A 15,886-nucleotide genomic window follows, 5' to 3' on the forward strand; every position below is an offset into this window, starting at 1 on the left:
CCCCGGGCGTGCGACAGCGGGAACCGGAGGGATCCGGTTCCCGCTGTCGGGTGGTTCAGCAGGTCACTCGTGGGAAGCGGCGATCACTTCGTGATCTCGTAGTACAGCGGGACGGTGTCCCAGCCGTACTCGACGTTCGACACGAGCGACGAGTAGCCGCCGAAGGTGTTCTGGTACCAGAGCGGGACGACGGGCAGGTCGCGCATGATCAGCGCCTCGGCCTGCTTCCAGATCTTGATGGCCTCGTCCTCGCTCTCGGCGGCGAGACCGTCCGAGAGGAGCTGGTCGAACTCGGGGTTCTTGTAGTCGCCGTCGTTCGAGCCGTTGCCGTCCGCCGCGCCGGAGCCGTAGAGCGGGCCCAGGAAGTTGTACATGGACGGGTAGTCCGCCTGCCAGCCCGAGCGCCAGGTGCCCATGAGCTTCCGCGCGCGGATCTGCTCACGCATCTCGCCGAAGGCCGGGAACGGGGTCGGGTTCGCCTCGATGCCGAGGGTGTTCTTGAGCGAGTTGCAGACAGCCTCGACCCAGTCGGCGTGGGGTCCGTCCGCGTTGTACGCGAGGGTGAGCGGTCCCTTGAAGGGGCTCTTCGCCTCCGCCTGCGCCCACAGGTCCTTGGCCTTGGCCTCGTCGAACTCGAGGACGTCAGCGCCCTCGATGTCGGTCGCACCGCCACCGGGGATCACCGGCGCGACGAAGTCCGTCGCCGGGGTGCGGGTGCCGAAGAAGAGGCTGTCGCAGATGCTCTTGCGGTCGATCGCGCGCGAGATCGCCTCGCGACGCAGCGCACCGGCCTCGCCCTCGAAGTTCGAGTCGTAACCCGGGAGGGTGAAGGACTGGAAGACGGCGCCCGGATCGTTGACCGCGCGGTCGCCGAGGTCGCTCTCGAAGTTCTGCAGCTGCGACGTGGGGATCTGGTCGATGACGTCCACGTTGTCCGCGAGGAGATCGTTGTACATGGTCTCGTCGCTGTCGTACACCACGAAGGTGATGCCCGAGTTCTTGGCCTTGCGCGGGCCGTCGTAGTTCGGGTTCGGGACGAGGACGATCTCCTTGTCATGGGTCCAGGAGTCGACCATGTAGGGGCCGTTCGAGACCGGCTTCTCGCCGAACGCCTCGATGTCGTCGAAGGCGCTCGCGGGGAGCGGCATGTAGGCCGAGTAGCCGAGGCGGTTCGGGAAGTCGGACTGCGCGGAGACGAGCTGCACGGTGAACGTGGTGTCGTCGACGACCTCGAGCCCGGGGAGCTTCGCGTCGGCGGCGACGTCCTCCTTGGACAGATCCGCGTAACCCTCGATCGGCTCGAAGAAGTACTGGCCCAGCTGGGCGTTCGCGGCGTTCGCACCGAAGTTCCAGGCGTCGACGAAGGACTGCGCGGTGAGGTCGGAGTCGTCGGAGAACTTCAGGCCGGACTTGATCTTGATCGTCCAGTGCTGGTTGTCGTCGGACTCGATCGACTCCGCGAGGTCGTTCTCGGCCTTGCCGTCCGCCGTGTAGTACACGAGGCCGGCGAAGATCGAGGTGACGACGCGACCGCCGCCGACCTCTCCGGTGTTCGTCGGGACGAGCGGGTTCTCGGGCTCGGTGGTGTTCGCAAAGATCATCTCACCGGAGCCGGATCCGCCATCTGATCCGCCGGAACCGCCGGAGGAGCCACCGGTGCAGGCGGCGAGCGTGGCTGCGGCGACGCCGGTGGCAGCGGTGCCGAGCATCATGGAGCGGCGCGAAAGGGCCATGTGGATCTCCTGGGAGTGCTGTGTGTGGCGCCGACTACACCGGGCGCCGTGACGTCAAGTGTGCACCAGGGGTTGTCAACCTTTGTCCACCCGGCGGTAACGCTTCGGTCTCGGATACCCCAGGACGGTTCCCAGGAACACAGGGCACGCGCACACCCGCCCGCGCGCTCCGGGTGGAGAATGGGGCCATGACTTCTCCTGATGCCCCTGTCAGCGGCGCCACCGCGCCGGTCGATCCCACCACCACCCCGGCGTGGGAGGCGCTCGAGGCGCACGACGCCGAGATCAGCGGCTCCCTGCGCGAGTGGTTCGCCGAGGACCCGCAGCGTGCCGTCCGCTTCACCCACGACGCGGCCGACCTCCACGTCGACCTCTCCAAGAACCTCGTCACCGCCGAGACCGTGGACCTCCTCCTCCAGCTCGCCGAGCAGACCGGCGTGCTCGCGCGCCGCGACGCGATGTACGCGGGCGCCCACATCAACACCACCGAGGACCGCGCCGTGCTGCACACCGCGCTGCGCCGCCCCGCCGGGGCCTCCCCCGCCCTCGTGGTCGACGGCCAGGACGTCGACCACGACGTGCACGAGGTGCTGGGCCGCATCGCGGACTTCGCGACCAAGGTCCGCTCCGGCGAGTGGACCGGCGTCACCGGCAAGCGCATCGAGACGGTCGTGAACATCGGCATCGGCGGCTCGGACCTGGGCCCCGTCATGGTCTACGAGGCGCTGAAGCCCTACGCGCAGGAGGGCCTCACCGCCCGCTTCATCTCGAACATCGACCCGACGGACGCCTACGAGACCACCGCGGACCTCGACCCCGAGACCACTCTCGTCATCGTCGCCTCGAAGACCTTCACGACCCTCGAGACGATCACCAACGCGCGCCTCGTGCGCACCTGGCTGCTCGACGGCCTCCGGGCGAAGGGCCTCACCGCGGAGCAGGAGAAGGAGGCCGTCGCGAAGCACTTCGTGGCCGTCTCCACGGCGCTCGACAAGGTCGCCGAGTTCGGCATCGACCCGGAGAACGCCTTCGGGTTCTGGAGCTGGGTGGGCGGCCGCTACTCCGTGGACTCCGCGATCGGCACCGTGCTCTCGACGGTGCTGGGCCCGGAGGTCTTCGAGGAGCTGCTCGCCGGCTTCCACGCGATGGACGAGCACTTCGCGACCGCCCCGGCGGAGCAGAACGTGCCGCTGCTCATGGGCCTGCTGAACGTGTGGAACGTGAACTTCCTCGAGGCGGAGACCCACGCGGTCCTCCCCTACTCCCAGTACCTGCACCGCTTCCCCGCCTACCTCCAGCAGCTGACGATGGAGTCCAACGGCAAGTCGGTGCGCTGGGACGGCTCGACCGTCGTCACCGAGACCGGCGAGGTCTTCTGGGGCGAGCCCGGCACCAACGGTCAGCACGCCTTCTACCAGCTGATCCACCAGGGCACCCGGATCATCCCGGCGGACTTCATCGCCTTCGCGACCCCGGCCCGCCCGCTCAAGGACGGCGAGCAGGACGTGCACGAGCTGTTCCTCGCGAACTTCTTCGCGCAGACCAAGGCCCTCGCCTTCGGCAAGACGGCCGACGAGGTCCGCGCGGAGGGCACCGAGGGTGCGCTCGTCGCGGCCCGCGAGTTCTCCGGCGACCGCCCGACGACCTCGATCATGGCGCCCGCGCTGACCCCGTCCGTGCTGGGCCAGCTCATCGCGCTGTACGAGCACATCACCTTCGTCCAGGGCGCCGTGTGGGGCATCAACTCCTTCGACCAGTGGGGCGTGGAGCTCGGCAAGCAGCTCGCGAAGGGCCTCGCCCCCGCGGTCGCGGGTGACGAGTCCGCGATCGCCGCGGAGGACGCCTCCACCGCGGGGCTCATCCGCTACTACCGCGAGCACCGCGCCTGAGCGGAGCGCTCACGGCGGCACCGCAGCACAGCACAGCACAGCACAGCACAGCACAGCATGACGACGGGGCGCCGTCGCCGGGAGCATCCCGGTGACGGCGCCCCGTCGGCGTCGGTGGCGCAGGGCCCTCACTGGAGGAAGTCGACGTCCTTGGTCTCCTTGCCGATCGTGATCGAGATCAGCGTGATGAGCGCGGCGAGGGTGAGGTAGCCGCCCACGAGCCACAGCTTCCCGTCCCCGGCGCCCCACAGGGCGATGAGCGCGTACGGCGCGGGCGCCGCACCGATCACGGAGGCCATGTTGTAGCTGATGGCGCTGCCCGTGTAGCGGACGTCGGCCTTGAACATCTCCGGCAGGAAGGACGCCATGGGGCCGAAGGTCAGGCCCATGAGCGAGAAGCCGATGATGAGGGTGGTCATGACGCCGGCGTCGCCCGCGTGCAGCAGCGGCTGCACGAGGAAGCCGTAGACGCCGATCCCGATCGTCACGCCGATGAGGTGGCGGCGGCGGCCCAGGCGGTCCGCCATCGGGCCGGAGACCAGGGTGAAGATCCCGAAGAACACGACGCCGATGATGAGCCGGGTGAGGAAGCCCGCCCGCTCGTAGCCGAGGCCCGGCACCGCGGCGTCCGCCGGGGTGGTGCCGACGACGGTGAGGAAGGCCGTCATCAGGTAGAAGAGGACGTAGGTCGCGACCATCGCGAGGGTCGCCGCGATGAGCGGGCGCCAGGCGGTCGTGAAGACGCGCGCGAGCGGCACGGTCGCCACACGCTGCTCGTCGAGGACCTTCTGGAAGGCCGGGGTCTCCATGAGCTTCAGGCGCACCCAGAGGCCCACGACGACCAGCACCGCGGAGAGCAGGAACGGGATCCGCCAGCCCCAGGAGGCGAACTGCGCTTCGTCGAGGGTGAGGCTGAGGATCACGAACAGCACGTTCGAGAGGATGAACCCGATCGGGGCGCCCAGCTGGGGGAAGGTGCCGTAGAGGGCGCGCTTGCCCTCGGGGGCGTTCTCGGTCGCGAGCAGCGCGGCGCCGGACCACTCGCCGCCGAGGCCGATGCCCTGGCAGAAGCGCAGCAGCACGAGGATCGTCGGGGCGACGACGGCGAAGCCGGGCGTCGAGGCGGAGGGCAGCAGGCCGATGAGGAAGGTCGCGATGCCCATGACGAGGAGGCTCGCGACGAGGGTCTTCTTGCGGCCGATCCGGTCGCCGAAGTGCCCGAAGATGATCGAGCCGATGGGCCGGGCGAAGAAGGCGACGCCGAAGATCGCGAAAGAGCTCAGCAGCTGCGTGGTGGTGTCCTGCTTGGGGAAGAACAGGGCCGGGAACACGAGCGAGGCGGCGGTCGCGTAGGCGTAGAAGTCGAAGAACTCGATGGTCGTGCCGATCATCGAGGCCCCGATCACCCGCCCTCGGGTGTTCGCGGGCGCCGCTGCCGGCGCGGAGGAGGTGCTTGTCGTACTCACCTGCGCGACGATACGCCCGGGTCTCACCATCCGGGACATGCCATCCGCATCCTGGACCCGGGTCACGGCTGGGTCCCGACCTCGGACAGCGCTCGCCACTCGCCTCCCCCACCTGGGAGGATCACCGGGACCGACAGTGCGTGCCCGGGGCCGCGCTGTGCCATCGCTGGAGGGGGACCCCATGGAAGCATTGGTGCCGATCATCGGCATCGCAGCCGTCGCGATCGTCGTGCTGCTCATCCTGCTGCTCGTGCTGCTGCGCAGCTACCGCATCGCCGCACCGAACGAGGCGCTCATCATCACCGGCCGCGGCGCGAAGGCCACCCCCACCGGGGACATCGACCTCGAGTCCGGCGGCGCCCGCGTCGTCATCGGCGGCCGCGCGATCGTGCGCCCCATCGTCGACCGCGCCTTCGTGCTGAGCCTCAGCTCGCGCCAGATCCCCGTCGAGGTCGAGGGATACTCGATGAACGGCATCTTCCTGCGCCTGCGGGGCGTCGCGCAGGTGAAGGTCGGCGGCAACGTGGACGACGTCCGCAAGGCCTCGCAGCGCTTCCTCGATCAGCAGCAGCAGATCGACCACTACACCCAGGAGATCCTCTCCGGCACCCTGCGCGCCGTCGTCGGCACCCTGACGGTCGAGCAGATCATCCGCGACCGCGCCTCCTTCGCGAGCCAGGTGCAGGCCGAGGCCGAGCACTCGATGAACAACCAGGGTCTGGTCATCGACACCTTCCAGATCTCCGCGGTCGAGGACGACGGCTCCTACCTCCGCGACTGGGGCCGGCCCGAGGCCGCGCTCGTCGCCAAGCGCGCCGCGATCGCCGAGTCCGACGCGAACCGTGAGTCCACGCAGGCGAAGAACCTCAACCTCCAGCAGGAGGCGGAGTCCAAGCAGGCCTTCGACCTGCGCCAGGCGGAGATCAAGGAGCAGACGGACGCCCGCCAGGCCGTGGCCGACGCCGCCGGCCCGCTCGCCCGCGCCGCCCAGCAGCAGAAGATCATCGAGCAGGAGGAGCTCATCGCGGTCCGCAACAACGACCTGCGCGAGAAGCAGCTCGTCGCCGAGGTCCACAAGCCGGCCGAGGCCAAGCGCTATGCCGAGCAGCAGGACGCGGACTCCAAGAAGTACGCACGCATCGCCGACTCCGAGGCGCAGCTGACCGACGAGCGCAACCGCGCCGAGTCCCGCAAGGTCTCCGCCGACGCGGAGGCCCACGCGATCGAGGCCCGCGGCCGCGCCGAGGCCGAGGTCGAGCTGCAGCGCCGCTCGAAGGACGCCGAGGCCGTGCGCCTCGAGGGTCAGGCGAGCGCCGACTCCCTGCGCGCCCAGGGCGAGGCCGAGGGCGCATCCATCCGCGCCAAGGGCGACGCGGAGGCGGAGACCACCCGCGCCCGCGCGGAGGCGTACAAGCAGTTCAACGACGCCGCCGTGCTCGCGCAGGTGCTCGAGGTGCTGCCGACGGTCGCCGGCGAGCTCGCGAAGCCCTACTCGAACATCGACAAGCTCTCCGTGTTCTCCACGGACGGCGAGGCGAAGATCGGGCAGAACATCTCCGTGGGCCTCGCGCAGGTGCTCGACATGGTCAGCTCCACCACCGGGATCGACTTCGGCGAGACCCTCCAGCGGGCCTCCGAGGGCGGCCGTGCGGTGCGTGCCGAGGCGGAGAGCTCCTCCGCCCCGGCTCCTGCCGTGTCCGCCTCGTCCGCCCCGTCGGCACCGGCAGCGGCTCCCGCGGTCCGGCCGGCCCCCTCCGAGGAGGATGCCCCCGCGGAGGACTGACCTCCCCACCGCACGGCGCGCCCCGGTCCCTCCTGCGAGGTGCCGGGGCGCGCCGTGTTCCCGGTCGTCCGATCAGGAGCGATCGGCTCCCGGTCGCTCCGCGTCGCCGATCTCGCCCAGCAGCGCCTTGGCGTAGGAGGACTGCACGGATTCCTCGTCCGAGGGGTGGTACATGCCCGCGCGCACATCGCGGGAGAGCCGCTCGAGCTCGCTGCGGCGGAAGAAATGCGCGCCGCCGCTCGCGCGCAGCACCTCGTCCACGGCAGCGATCGCGGCCTCGGTGGAGCGGGACTTCACGCCGGAGAGCTGCAGGAACCAGCGCGGCCCGTGGTCGGTGGTCCCCGCGCCCCGCTCCCCCGTGCCGAGCGCGTCGAGATCCGCGGCGAGCTTCTCGATCTGGAGCACGGAGCCGTCCAGGGCGATCGCCGCGCGTGCGAGGCGCCGGCGCACGTCCGGGTCGTCGGCGTGGAGGATCCCGCGGGTCACGCTGCGGCGGGTCGTCGCGACCCCCGCGCCGAGCTCGACGGCCCGCTCAGCGAGGCCCGTGTACACCGCGGCCAGCAGCAGCTCGAAGGCGCCGAAGATCCCCATGACGAAGGGGTCCCCGTGGGGGCCGACGGGGGTCTGCGTGAGCACGCGGTCGGCGCTCAGCGGCGCCTCGTGCAGGCGCGTCGTGCGGGACTGGGAGGCGCGCATGCCGTGGGTGTCCCAGTCCTCGAGCACCTCGACGGCGTCCGTGCGCTCGAGGACGCCGAGCACGAGCCGCGGGTCGCTCTCCGAGGTCTCGGCGATCCGCCCGTGGACCACGAGCCGGTCCCAGACCGGGGCGAGGGACGTGAAGATCTTGGTGCCGGTGAGGCGGAAGCCGCCCTCGCCGTCCGGCACGGCATGGGTCGAGGAGTCGAAGAGCATCGCCTCGTTGCCGGCCTCGGAGATCCCGAAGGCGTGCAGCTCCCCCGCCGCGGCCTCCTCGAGCACCGTGCGCACCGCGGTGACACCCAGCCGGTGGGCGTGCAGCGCGGCGCCGGTGACGACGAGGTGCATGTTCATGGCGAGGGCGGTGGCCGGGGCGGCCTGCGCGAGCCGGCGCTGCACGCGGGTCGCCTCGAGCAGGCTCGCGCCGAGCCCGCCGAGCTCCTCCGGCACGAGCAGGCGCAGGTAGCCGCGCTCGCGGAGGTCCGCGAGGTCCTGCTCGGGGAAGGTGTTCTCCCGGTCGTGCACGACGGCACGCTCGCGGATCGTGGCCAGCAGGGCATCAGGCAGCAGATCGGTCTCGAGGCTCATGGTCCTACCGTAAGCCGACGGGCCCCGCACCGGCGCGCTCCGGGGCCGTTCTTCCTGCAGGTCACCCCCGCCTCCCACGGGTCCCCGCGCGGCTCAGCCGAGGTCGAGGTGGGCGACGATGAGGCGGTGGTCGGAGGCCGTGCTCCTCACCACGCGCAGCTCCCGGGCCCGGACGGGGCCGCGCAGCCAGATCGCGTCGAGCCGTCGCACCGGCAGGCGCACCGGCCAGGTCGCCCGCACGGGCCCGTGCGGGACCACCGCGCGCGCGAGGGACAGGACCCGCGCTGCGCGCGACGGGGCGCCGCCTGGAGGCGTCCCGTCCGGGGCGCGAGCGACCGTCCCCCACCTGCGCTGCCGCGCCACCTCGATCGCGGCGTCGCGGAAGCCGCACCGCCGCAGGCCCGCGAGCTCGGGGGCGGAGGGATCGGCGTTGAGATCCCCCAGGAGCACGACGGGCCCCGCGTCCTCCGCGACGAGGCGCAGGATCTCCCGCACCTGGACGTCTCGATGGGACCGGTGGTCGTGGTCGAGATGGGTGACGAGCACCCGCACCGGCCCCGCCCCCGGCACCTCCACCCGCGCGTCGAGCACACCGCGGGGCTCCCGCAGCGGCCGGGGACCCGGCGCCCCGGGCAGCACATGCATGACCGCCTGCCCGATCGGTGCACGGCTCAGGAGGGCGACCCCGTAGCCGTCGCCCTCCCCGCGCACGATCGCGGGCCCGAAGCGCACGTGCATGCCGAGCGCCTCGCCCAGCAGCGACGCCTGATCCTGGTCCCGGGAGCGCACGCCGAAGCGGACGTCGACCTCCTGGAGGGCGACGAGATCCGCACCGGTCGCGGCGATCGCCGCGGCCGTGCGGGTCAGGTCGAGGCGACCGCGGGCGTCCGCACCGTGGTGGATGTTGAAGGTCGCGACGCGCACGGCGCTGCCCTGGTCACATCAGGCAGCCGGGACCCAGCAGCGCTTTCAGCGAGGCGTAGAGCGCGGGCGAGGGCGTCACCGAGAGCCGCTTGTCCAGCTGCATGAGCGTCGTGCGGCCCGGCTCCTGGAGCCGCAGGTGCACCTCGCTCGAGCCCGGGTTGTCCTCGAGCACCCCGCGGATGCCCTCGGCGACCTTCGAGGTCGCGCGCATCGCCGGCAGGACGAGCGTGACGGGGCCGTCCGGGCCGGAGCCCACCTCGGGGATCGTCATCTCCATGACGCGCAGCTCGGGCATGCCCTTGGAGGTGTCCACCCGGCCCTTCATCGACACGACGAGGTCCTCGGCGAGCTCGGAGGCGACGGTCATGTACGTCGAGGGGAACATGAGGCAGTCGATCGCGCCCTCGAGGTCCTCGACGGTGGCGATCGCCCACATGTCGCCCTTCTTGGTGGTCTTGCGCTGCAGGGTCGTGATGAGCCCCGCGATCGTGACCATCGTGCCGTCCTCGACGGCGCCGTCGTCCGCGAGGGCGCTGATCGCGATCGAGGAGTTCTGCGCGATCACGTGCTCGAGGCCGTACAGCGGGTGGTCGGAGACGTACAGGCCCAGCATGTTCCGCTCGAAGGCGAGCTTCTCCTTGCGGTCCCACTCGGGCAGCTCGGGGATCGTGAGGGTCGCGGCGGAGCCGGTGGCCATGCCGTCGTCGGCCCCGCCCCCGCCGAGCATGTCCGCGAAGAGGTCGTACTGGCCCTGGGCCTCCTTGCGCTTGACGTCGACCACGGAGTCCACGGCGTCCTCGTGGATGAGCACGAGGGAGCGGCGGTTGTGGCCCAGCGAGTCGAAGGCGCCGCCCTTGATGAGCGACTCGATCGTGCGCTTGTTGCAGACGCTGAGCGGCACCTTGTCGAGGAAGTCGGTGAAGGAGGTGAAGGCGCCCTTCTCCTCTCGGGCCCTGATGATCTCCTCCACGACGTTCGCGCCCACGTTGCGGATCGCGGAGAGGCCGAAGCGGATGTCGTCGCCGACGGCGGAGAAGTACAGGTCCGACTCGTTGACGTCGGGCGGCAGCACCGTGATCCCGCGGTGGCGGCAGTCGCCCAGGTACAGGCCGAGCCGGTCGCGGTTCTCCTGCGTGGAGGTGAGCAGCGCGGCCATGTACTCGGTCGGGTAGTTCGCCTTGAGGTACCCGGTCCAGTAGGAGACCACGCCGTAGGCGGCGGAGTGGGACTTGTTGAAGGCGTAGTCCGCGAAGGGCAGCAGGGTCTCCCAGAGCGCGGCGACGGCGGCGTCGGAGTAGCCGTGCTCCTTCATACCGGCCTCGAAGGAGACGTACTGCTTGTCCAGCTCAGCCTTCTTCTTCTTGCCCATGGCGCGGCGGAGGATGTCCGCCTCGCCGAGGCTGTAGCCCGCGACCTTCTGCGCGGTCTGCATGACCTGCTCCTGGTAGACGAGCACGCCGTAGGTCTCGCCGAGGATCTCCGCGAGCGGCTCCTCGAGCTCCGGGTGGATGGGCGTGATCGGCTGCAGGCCGTTCTTGCGCAGCGCATAGTTCGTGTGCGAGCCCATGCCCATCGGGCCCGGGCGGTAGAGCGCCGAGACGGCGGTGATGTCGCCGAACTTGTCAGGCTTCATCTGCCGCAGCAGGGTGCGCATCCCGCTGCCGTCCAGCTGGAACACGCCGAGCGTGTCGCCGCGCTGGAGCAGGTCGTAGGTGGCGGGGTCGTCGAAGGGCAGCTGCTCGAGGTCGACGGGCTCCTTGCCGTTGCGCTCGATGTTCTGCACCGCGTCGGAGAGCACCGTGAGGTTGCGCAGGCCCAGGAAGTCCATCTTCAGCAGGCCGAGCGTCTCGCAGGTCGGGTACTCGAACTGGGTGATGATCTGGCCGTCGGAGGGGCGGCGCATCATCGGGATGATGTCGGTGAGGGTGTGGCTGGACATGATGACCGCGCAGGCGTGGACGCCCCAGCCGCGGGTCAGGCCCTCGACGCCCTTCGCGATCCCGACGACCTTCTGGACGTCCGGGTCCTCGTCGTGGAGGCGGCGGAACTCGGTCGCCTCCGCATAGCGCTTGTGCTCGGGGTCGAAGATCCCCTTGATCGGGATGTCCTTGCCCATCACGGCCGGCGGCAGCGCCTTCGTGATCCGGTCGCCGACGGCGAAGGGATAGTCCAGGACGCGGGCGGCGTCCTTGAGGGAGTTCTTCGTCTTCATGACGCCGTAGGTGACGACCTGGGCGACCTTGTCGTCGCCGTACTTCTGCTCGACGTAGTCGATGACCTCGCCGCGGCGGCGATCATCGAAGTCGACGTCGAAGTCGGGCATGGAGACGCGGTCGGGGTTGAGGAACCGCTCGAAGAGCAGGCCGTGCTCGATCGGGTCGAGGTCGGTGATGCGCATGGCGTAGGCGACCATCGAGCCGGCGCCCGAGCCTCGGCCCGGTCCCACGCGGATCCCCTGCTCCTTGGCCCACTTGATGTAGTCGGAGACGACGAGGAAGTAGCCCGGGAAGCCCATCTGGAGGATGATCCCGACCTCGTAGTCCGCGCGCTGCTGGACGTTGTCGGGGATGCCGGCGGGGTAGCGGTACTCGAGGCCGTCCTGGACCTGCTTGACGAACCAGGAGTCCTCGTCCTCGCCGCCGGGGGTCGGGAAGTGCGGCATGTAGTTCGCGCCCTCGGCGGTCGTCGTGAAGGCGACGTCGCACATCTCGGCGATCCGCAGCGTGTTGTCGCACGCCTCGGGGAACTCGCGGAACAGCTCGCGCATCTGCTGGGCGGACTTCAGGAAGTAGCCGGAGCCGTCGAACTTGAAGCGGTCCGGGTCGGTGAGCTTGGACCCGGAGTTGATGCACAGCAGCACGTCCTGGATGGTCGCGTCCTGCTCGGTGACGTAGTGGAGGTCGTTGGTCGCGACGAGCGGGGCACCCACGGCCCTCGACACCTCGAGCAGGCCCTTCGTGACCCGCCGTTCGATGTCGAGCCCGTGGTCCATGAGCTCGATGAAGTAGTTCTCCTTGCCGAACATGTCCTGGAACTCGCCGGCGGCCTTGATGGCCTCGTCGACCTGTCCCAGGCGGAGCCGGGTCTGCACCTCGCCGGAGGGGCAGCCGGAGGTCGCGATGAGGCCCGGCGCGTACTTCGCGAGGATCTCGCGGTCCATGCGCGGCCACTTGCCCATCTGGCCGTCGAGGGAGGCGGCGGAGCCCAGGCGGAAGAGGTTGTGCATGCCCTCGGTCGACCTCGACAGCAGGGTCATGTGCGTGTAGGCGCCGCGCGCGGAGACGTCGTCGCCGGCGAGCTGCTGCTCCTTGGTCCCCCACTGCACGCGCGTGCGGTCGTGCCGGCTGGTCCCGGGCGTCACGTACGCCTCGACGCCGATGATCGGCTTCACCCCGGCGTTCGTCGCCGCGCGGTAGAACTCGTAGGCGCCGAAGAGGTACCCGTGGTCGGTGATCGCGACCGCGCTCTGCCCCTGGTGGGCGGCCTCGGCGACGAGCTTGTCGATCTTCGCCGCCCCGTCCAGGAGGGAGTAGTCGGTGTGGACGTGGAGATGGACGAAGTCGTCGTTACCCGCGGAAGCCATGCGCTCCAGCGTAGTCATCCCGCGGCCCCGACGTGCCGCGCGACGGGGGTCACGGAGGTCACCCCGGCGGGTCGGGGCGCAGGGGAATCCCCGGGGCCCGCGGGGCGTTCGGCGGCGGCTCCGGGGGGCGTCCGACGGGCCGGGACAGGGATCAGGCCGGGCGCTCGCCCGGGCCGTCCCCGGTGCCGTCGCCCTCGGCCTCGCGCTCGCGCAGGCTGTCCGTGAGCAGGGAGTCGACGTACTCGGCGGCCTCCTCGAAGGTGAGGGCGCGACCGTCGCGGCGGGGCGGCATGCCCTCGACGAAGGCGCCGCCGTGCCAGGCCATGGAGTCGTCCGGCAGGGCGGGGTCGTCGTCCCGCCACAGGTCCAGGGGCACGGCGTGCGCGGCGAGGTCCCGGGCGAGGGCGTCCGCCCGGTCGGGGCTGCCGGCGCGGGTGAACACGTCCACGAGCAGCGACTGCGCCGCCCAGGCGACGGCGTCGTCCTCCGGGGGCCGGGCGAACTCGGCCACCATCGCCGCGAAGCTCGCGGCGAGCTCCTCGTCGCCGTCCTCGTGATGGTCCTTCGCGACGCGCAGGGCGATCTGCGGCACGAGGTCCGTGACCTCCCACAGCACGCCGGCGCCGATGAGGCTCATGCCCATCCCGGTCGGGAAGTCCGGATGGGCGGCGATGGCGGTGTCCGGCACGCGGCCCGCCCGGCGGTCGTCGTCCGCGGCGAGGTGGGCGCGGCTCGCGGCGAGCACCGCCTCACGCGTGCGGTCCTCGTCGCGGAGCGCGAGCTCCGCCTCCTCAGGGTCCAGGCCCAGCACACCGGCCACCCGGGACCAGGGGAACGCCGCCCGCTCGAGGGCGCGGTCGCGGGAGGGGCGCTGCGGGTTCTCGCTCGCGGGGCTCATGGGTCGACCGTATCCGGCCGGGCGGCTCAGGCGTCGCGCAGGGCGTCGAGCGCGTGCTGGAGATCGCTCGGGTACTGCGAGGAGAAGGTGACCTGCTCCCGGGAGACGGGGTGCACGAAGGTCAGCTCCATGGCGTGCAGCCACTGCCGCCGCAGGCCCACCCGCTCGGCGAGCGTCGGATCGGCGCCGTAGAGCGGGTCCCCCACGAGCGGGTGGTGCAGGGCGGCCATGTGCACGCGGATCTGGTGCGTGCGGCCGGTCTCGAGCTTCACCCGCAGCAGCGTCGCGCCGGAGAGCTCCTCGAGCGTCGAGTAGTGGGTGACCGAGTGCTTGCCGTCCTGGCGCACCGCGAACTTGTAGTCGTGGTGCGGGGAGCGCCCGATCGGCGCCTCGATCGTGCCCGCGCCGCGATCCGGGCGGCCCTGGCAGACCGCGTGGTAGACCTTGCCGACCTCACGGGCCCGGAAGGCGTCCTTGAGCGTCGTGTAGGCGCGCTCGGTGCGGGCGACGACCATGAGGCCGCTCGTGCCCACGTCGAGGCGGCTGACGATCCCCTGGCGCTCCGCGTCGCCGCTCGTGCGGATGGAGACGCCGGCGGCGGCGAGGTGCCCCAGCACGGTGGGGCCTGACCAGCCGGCGCTCGGGTGCGCGGCGACGCCCACCGGCTTGTCGACCACGACGAGGTCCTCGTCCTGGTGGACGAGGCTCATGCCGGGGGCGATCTGCGGGCGCACCGCGACGGCGGGCGCCTCGTCCGGCAGGTGCACGAAGAGCATCATGCCGGGCTCGAGGCGCACGGAGCGCGAGGCGACGGCGCTGCCGTCGATCTCCACGTGGCCGGCGTCGATGAGATCCGCGGCGCGGGTGCGGGAGAGCCCCAGCATCCGGGAGAGCCCCGCGTCCACGCGGTCGCCGGCGAGACCGTCCGGGACCATGAGTGTGCGCTCGCTGCTCACGCCTCGCCCTCCTCGGGCGCGGGGGCCTCGGTCGTGTGGTCCTCGCGGTCCGTGGCGCCGGGGTCGGTCGCGACGCCGAGGACGCCGAGCAGCACGACGAGCACCGCGCCGCCCACCACGCCCATGTCGGCGACGTTGAAGACGGGCCAGTGGGGCAGCTCGAGGAAGTCGACGACGCCGCCGTGGAAGGGACCGGGCTCGCGCAGCAGGCGGTCGTGGATGTTGCCGAGGGCCCCGCCGAGGATCAGGGCGAGGGCGATCGCGTACCAGGGCGAGCGCACCGCCTTCACGGCGAAGACCACGACGCCGGCGGCGATGCCCATCTGCAGGACGGTGACCACGGGGGTGATCTCCGCGCCCATGCCCCAGGCGGCGCCGGTGTTGTACAGCAGCGTCAGCTGGAGGAGCTCACCGAGGAACGGCTGCGGCTCCAGGAGCGGCAGGTTCGCGACGGCCCAGTTCTTCGAGACCTGGTCGAGCACGAGGACCATGGTGCCGAGCAGCACGACGATCGCGAGCACCGCGGGCAGCGGGAGGCCCGCACGGCGACGAGCGCCGGACCCCACGGGTCCGGCGCTCGTCGAGGAGGAGGCGGGCTGGCTCACAGGCCGAAGTTCGCCTGCTTGTCCTGCGTCTCGTCGGTGTCGAGCTCGCGGAGCTGGTTCTCGAGGTAGTTCCGCAGGCGGTTGCGGTAGTCGCGCTCGAAGGTGCGCAGACCCTCGATCGACTTCTCCAGATCCGCCTTGGTCTTCTCGAGCGCCGCGAGGGTGCTCGCCGACTTCTCCTCGGCCTCGCCGACGATGCGCTTGTGCTCGTCGTTGGCCTCGGCGATGAGGCGGTCGCGCTCGTCCTCACCGTTCTTGACGTACTCGTCGTGCAGGCGGTTCGCGAGGGCGATGATGCCCGCGGCGTCGGTCGGCGCCGGGGCGGCGGCGGGAGTCTCGGCGGCCGGGGCCTCCGCGGACTGCTCGACCACGGGAGCGGGCTGCTCGGCGGCGACGGTCTCGGTGGTCGAAGGGGCCTCGTCCACGACCGTCTGCGGGGCGGTCTCGTCGACCTCGGGGGTCTCCGCGACGGCTGCGACGGGGGCGGCGGTCCCCTCGGCCTGCTCGGCCGGGACCTCGGTGGAGGCTGCCTGGGCGGACTCGAGCTCGGCGACGCGGTTGTGCGCCTCCTCGAGCTCCTTGGTCAGCCGGCTGTTCTCGTCGATGAGCTCCTGCAGGCGCGGCAGGATGTCATTGTCGAGGAAGTTGTCCACCTCGTCCATGTCGTAGCCCTCGGAGAACCGCACCGGGGTGAACCGCTTGTTCAGCAGGTCATCGGGCATCAGAGCCATGGGTCACCTTCTCGTTGCAGTCTGGGTCCGAACG

Annotated in this window: 11 protein-coding genes; 2 read left to right on the plus strand and 9 right to left on the minus strand. The window is 71.0% G+C overall.

The window, feature by feature from the left end:
• Positions 1-83: 83 nt before the first annotated feature.
• A complete protein-coding gene (locus ABD080_RS01240) occupies positions 84-1,733 on the minus strand; it encodes a peptide ABC transporter substrate-binding protein (RefSeq protein WP_137771205.1) in 1,650 nt (549 codons plus the stop codon).
• Positions 1,734-1,921: 188 nt separating this feature from the next.
• On the opposite strand from ABD080_RS01240, the gene pgi reads away from it, so the two are divergent.
• Positions 1,922-3,622 carry a glucose-6-phosphate isomerase gene (gene pgi, locus ABD080_RS01245; protein WP_137771206.1) on the plus strand — a complete coding sequence of 567 codons (1,701 nt, stop codon included), beginning with the start codon at positions 1,922-1,924 and terminating at the stop codon, positions 3,620-3,622.
• A 128-nt stretch (positions 3,623-3,750) separates the two neighbouring features.
• On the opposite strand, the gene ABD080_RS01250 is transcribed toward pgi, so the two are convergent.
• Positions 3,751-5,088, minus strand: coding sequence for an MFS transporter (locus tag ABD080_RS01250; protein ID WP_343903369.1), 1,338 nt, complete (start codon positions 5,086-5,088; stop codon positions 3,751-3,753).
• A gap of 181 nt (positions 5,089-5,269) precedes the next feature.
• On the opposite strand from ABD080_RS01250, the gene ABD080_RS01255 reads away from it, so the two are divergent.
• On the plus strand, positions 5,270-6,871 hold the full coding sequence (locus ABD080_RS01255; RefSeq protein ID WP_343903370.1) for a flotillin family protein: 1,602 nt from the start codon (positions 5,270-5,272) through the stop codon (positions 6,869-6,871).
• A 72-nt stretch (positions 6,872-6,943) separates the two neighbouring features.
• Here the strand turns inward: ABD080_RS01255 and ABD080_RS01260 are convergent, their stop codons facing one another.
• The 7 genes from ABD080_RS01260 to ABD080_RS01290 all read right to left on the minus strand — a co-directional run bounded on the left by ABD080_RS01260 (position 6,944) and on the right by ABD080_RS01290 (position 15,852).
• Positions 6,944-8,155: an acyl-CoA dehydrogenase family protein gene (locus ABD080_RS01260; RefSeq protein WP_343903371.1), complete on the minus strand. Its 1,212-nt coding sequence runs from the start codon at positions 8,153-8,155 to the stop codon at positions 6,944-6,946.
• 93 nt (positions 8,156-8,248) lie between these two features.
• Positions 8,249-9,079 (minus strand): endonuclease/exonuclease/phosphatase family protein, encoded by an 831-nt coding sequence (locus ABD080_RS01265; protein WP_343903372.1) that lies wholly within the window; start codon positions 9,077-9,079, stop codon positions 8,249-8,251.
• Between the two features lie 13 nt (positions 9,080-9,092).
• The gene (gene dnaE, locus ABD080_RS01270) at positions 9,093-12,662 is read right to left on the minus strand and encodes a DNA polymerase III subunit alpha (protein WP_343903373.1); all 3,570 of its coding nucleotides are present in this window, start codon (positions 12,660-12,662) and stop codon (positions 9,093-9,095) included.
• 151 nt (positions 12,663-12,813) lie between these two features.
• Positions 12,814-13,560, minus strand: coding sequence for a hypothetical protein (locus ABD080_RS01275; RefSeq protein ID WP_137771210.1), 747 nt, complete (start codon positions 13,558-13,560; stop codon positions 12,814-12,816).
• 26 nt (positions 13,561-13,586) lie between these two features.
• Positions 13,587-14,516 (minus strand): RluA family pseudouridine synthase, encoded by a 930-nt coding sequence (locus ABD080_RS01280; protein ID WP_264450418.1) that lies wholly within the window; start codon positions 14,514-14,516, stop codon positions 13,587-13,589.
• The gene (lspA, locus tag ABD080_RS01285) at positions 14,513-15,121 is read right to left on the minus strand and encodes a signal peptidase II (protein WP_343903374.1); all 609 of its coding nucleotides are present in this window, start codon (positions 15,119-15,121) and stop codon (positions 14,513-14,515) included. Before lspA ends, ABD080_RS01280 begins: the two co-directional genes overlap by 4 nt.
• Positions 15,118-15,852, minus strand: a complete 735-nt coding sequence (locus ABD080_RS01290) for a DivIVA domain-containing protein (protein ID WP_343903375.1) — start codon at positions 15,850-15,852, stop codon at positions 15,118-15,120. The genes lspA and ABD080_RS01290 overlap by 4 nt, the downstream gene beginning before the upstream one ends.
• Positions 15,853-15,886 lie beyond the last annotated feature (34 nt).

The organism is Brachybacterium rhamnosum, assembly GCF_039526185.1.
Classification (GTDB): Bacteria; Actinomycetota; Actinomycetes; order Actinomycetales; family Dermabacteraceae; genus Brachybacterium; species Brachybacterium rhamnosum.

Bases quoted from the DNA above. Each gene is read 5' to 3' on its own strand.
- dnaE (WP_343903373.1), bottom strand. From the start codon at position 12,662: ATGGCTTCCGCGGGTAACGACGACTTCGTCCATCTCCACGTCCACACC.
- ABD080_RS01240 (WP_137771205.1), bottom strand. From the start codon at position 1,733: ATGGCCCTTTCGCGCCGCTCCATGATGCTCGGCACCGCTGCCACCGGC.
- ABD080_RS01290 (WP_343903375.1), bottom strand. From the start codon at position 15,852: ATGGCTCTGATGCCCGATGACCTGCTGAACAAGCGGTTCACCCCGGTG.
- pgi (WP_137771206.1), top strand. From the start codon at position 1,922: ATGACTTCTCCTGATGCCCCTGTCAGCGGCGCCACCGCGCCGGTCGAT.
- ABD080_RS01275 (WP_137771210.1), bottom strand. From the start codon at position 13,560: ATGAGCCCCGCGAGCGAGAACCCGCAGCGCCCCTCCCGCGACCGCGCC.
- ABD080_RS01255 (WP_343903370.1), top strand. From the start codon at position 5,270: ATGGAAGCATTGGTGCCGATCATCGGCATCGCAGCCGTCGCGATCGTC.
- ABD080_RS01260 (WP_343903371.1), bottom strand. From the start codon at position 8,155: ATGAGCCTCGAGACCGATCTGCTGCCTGATGCCCTGCTGGCCACGATC.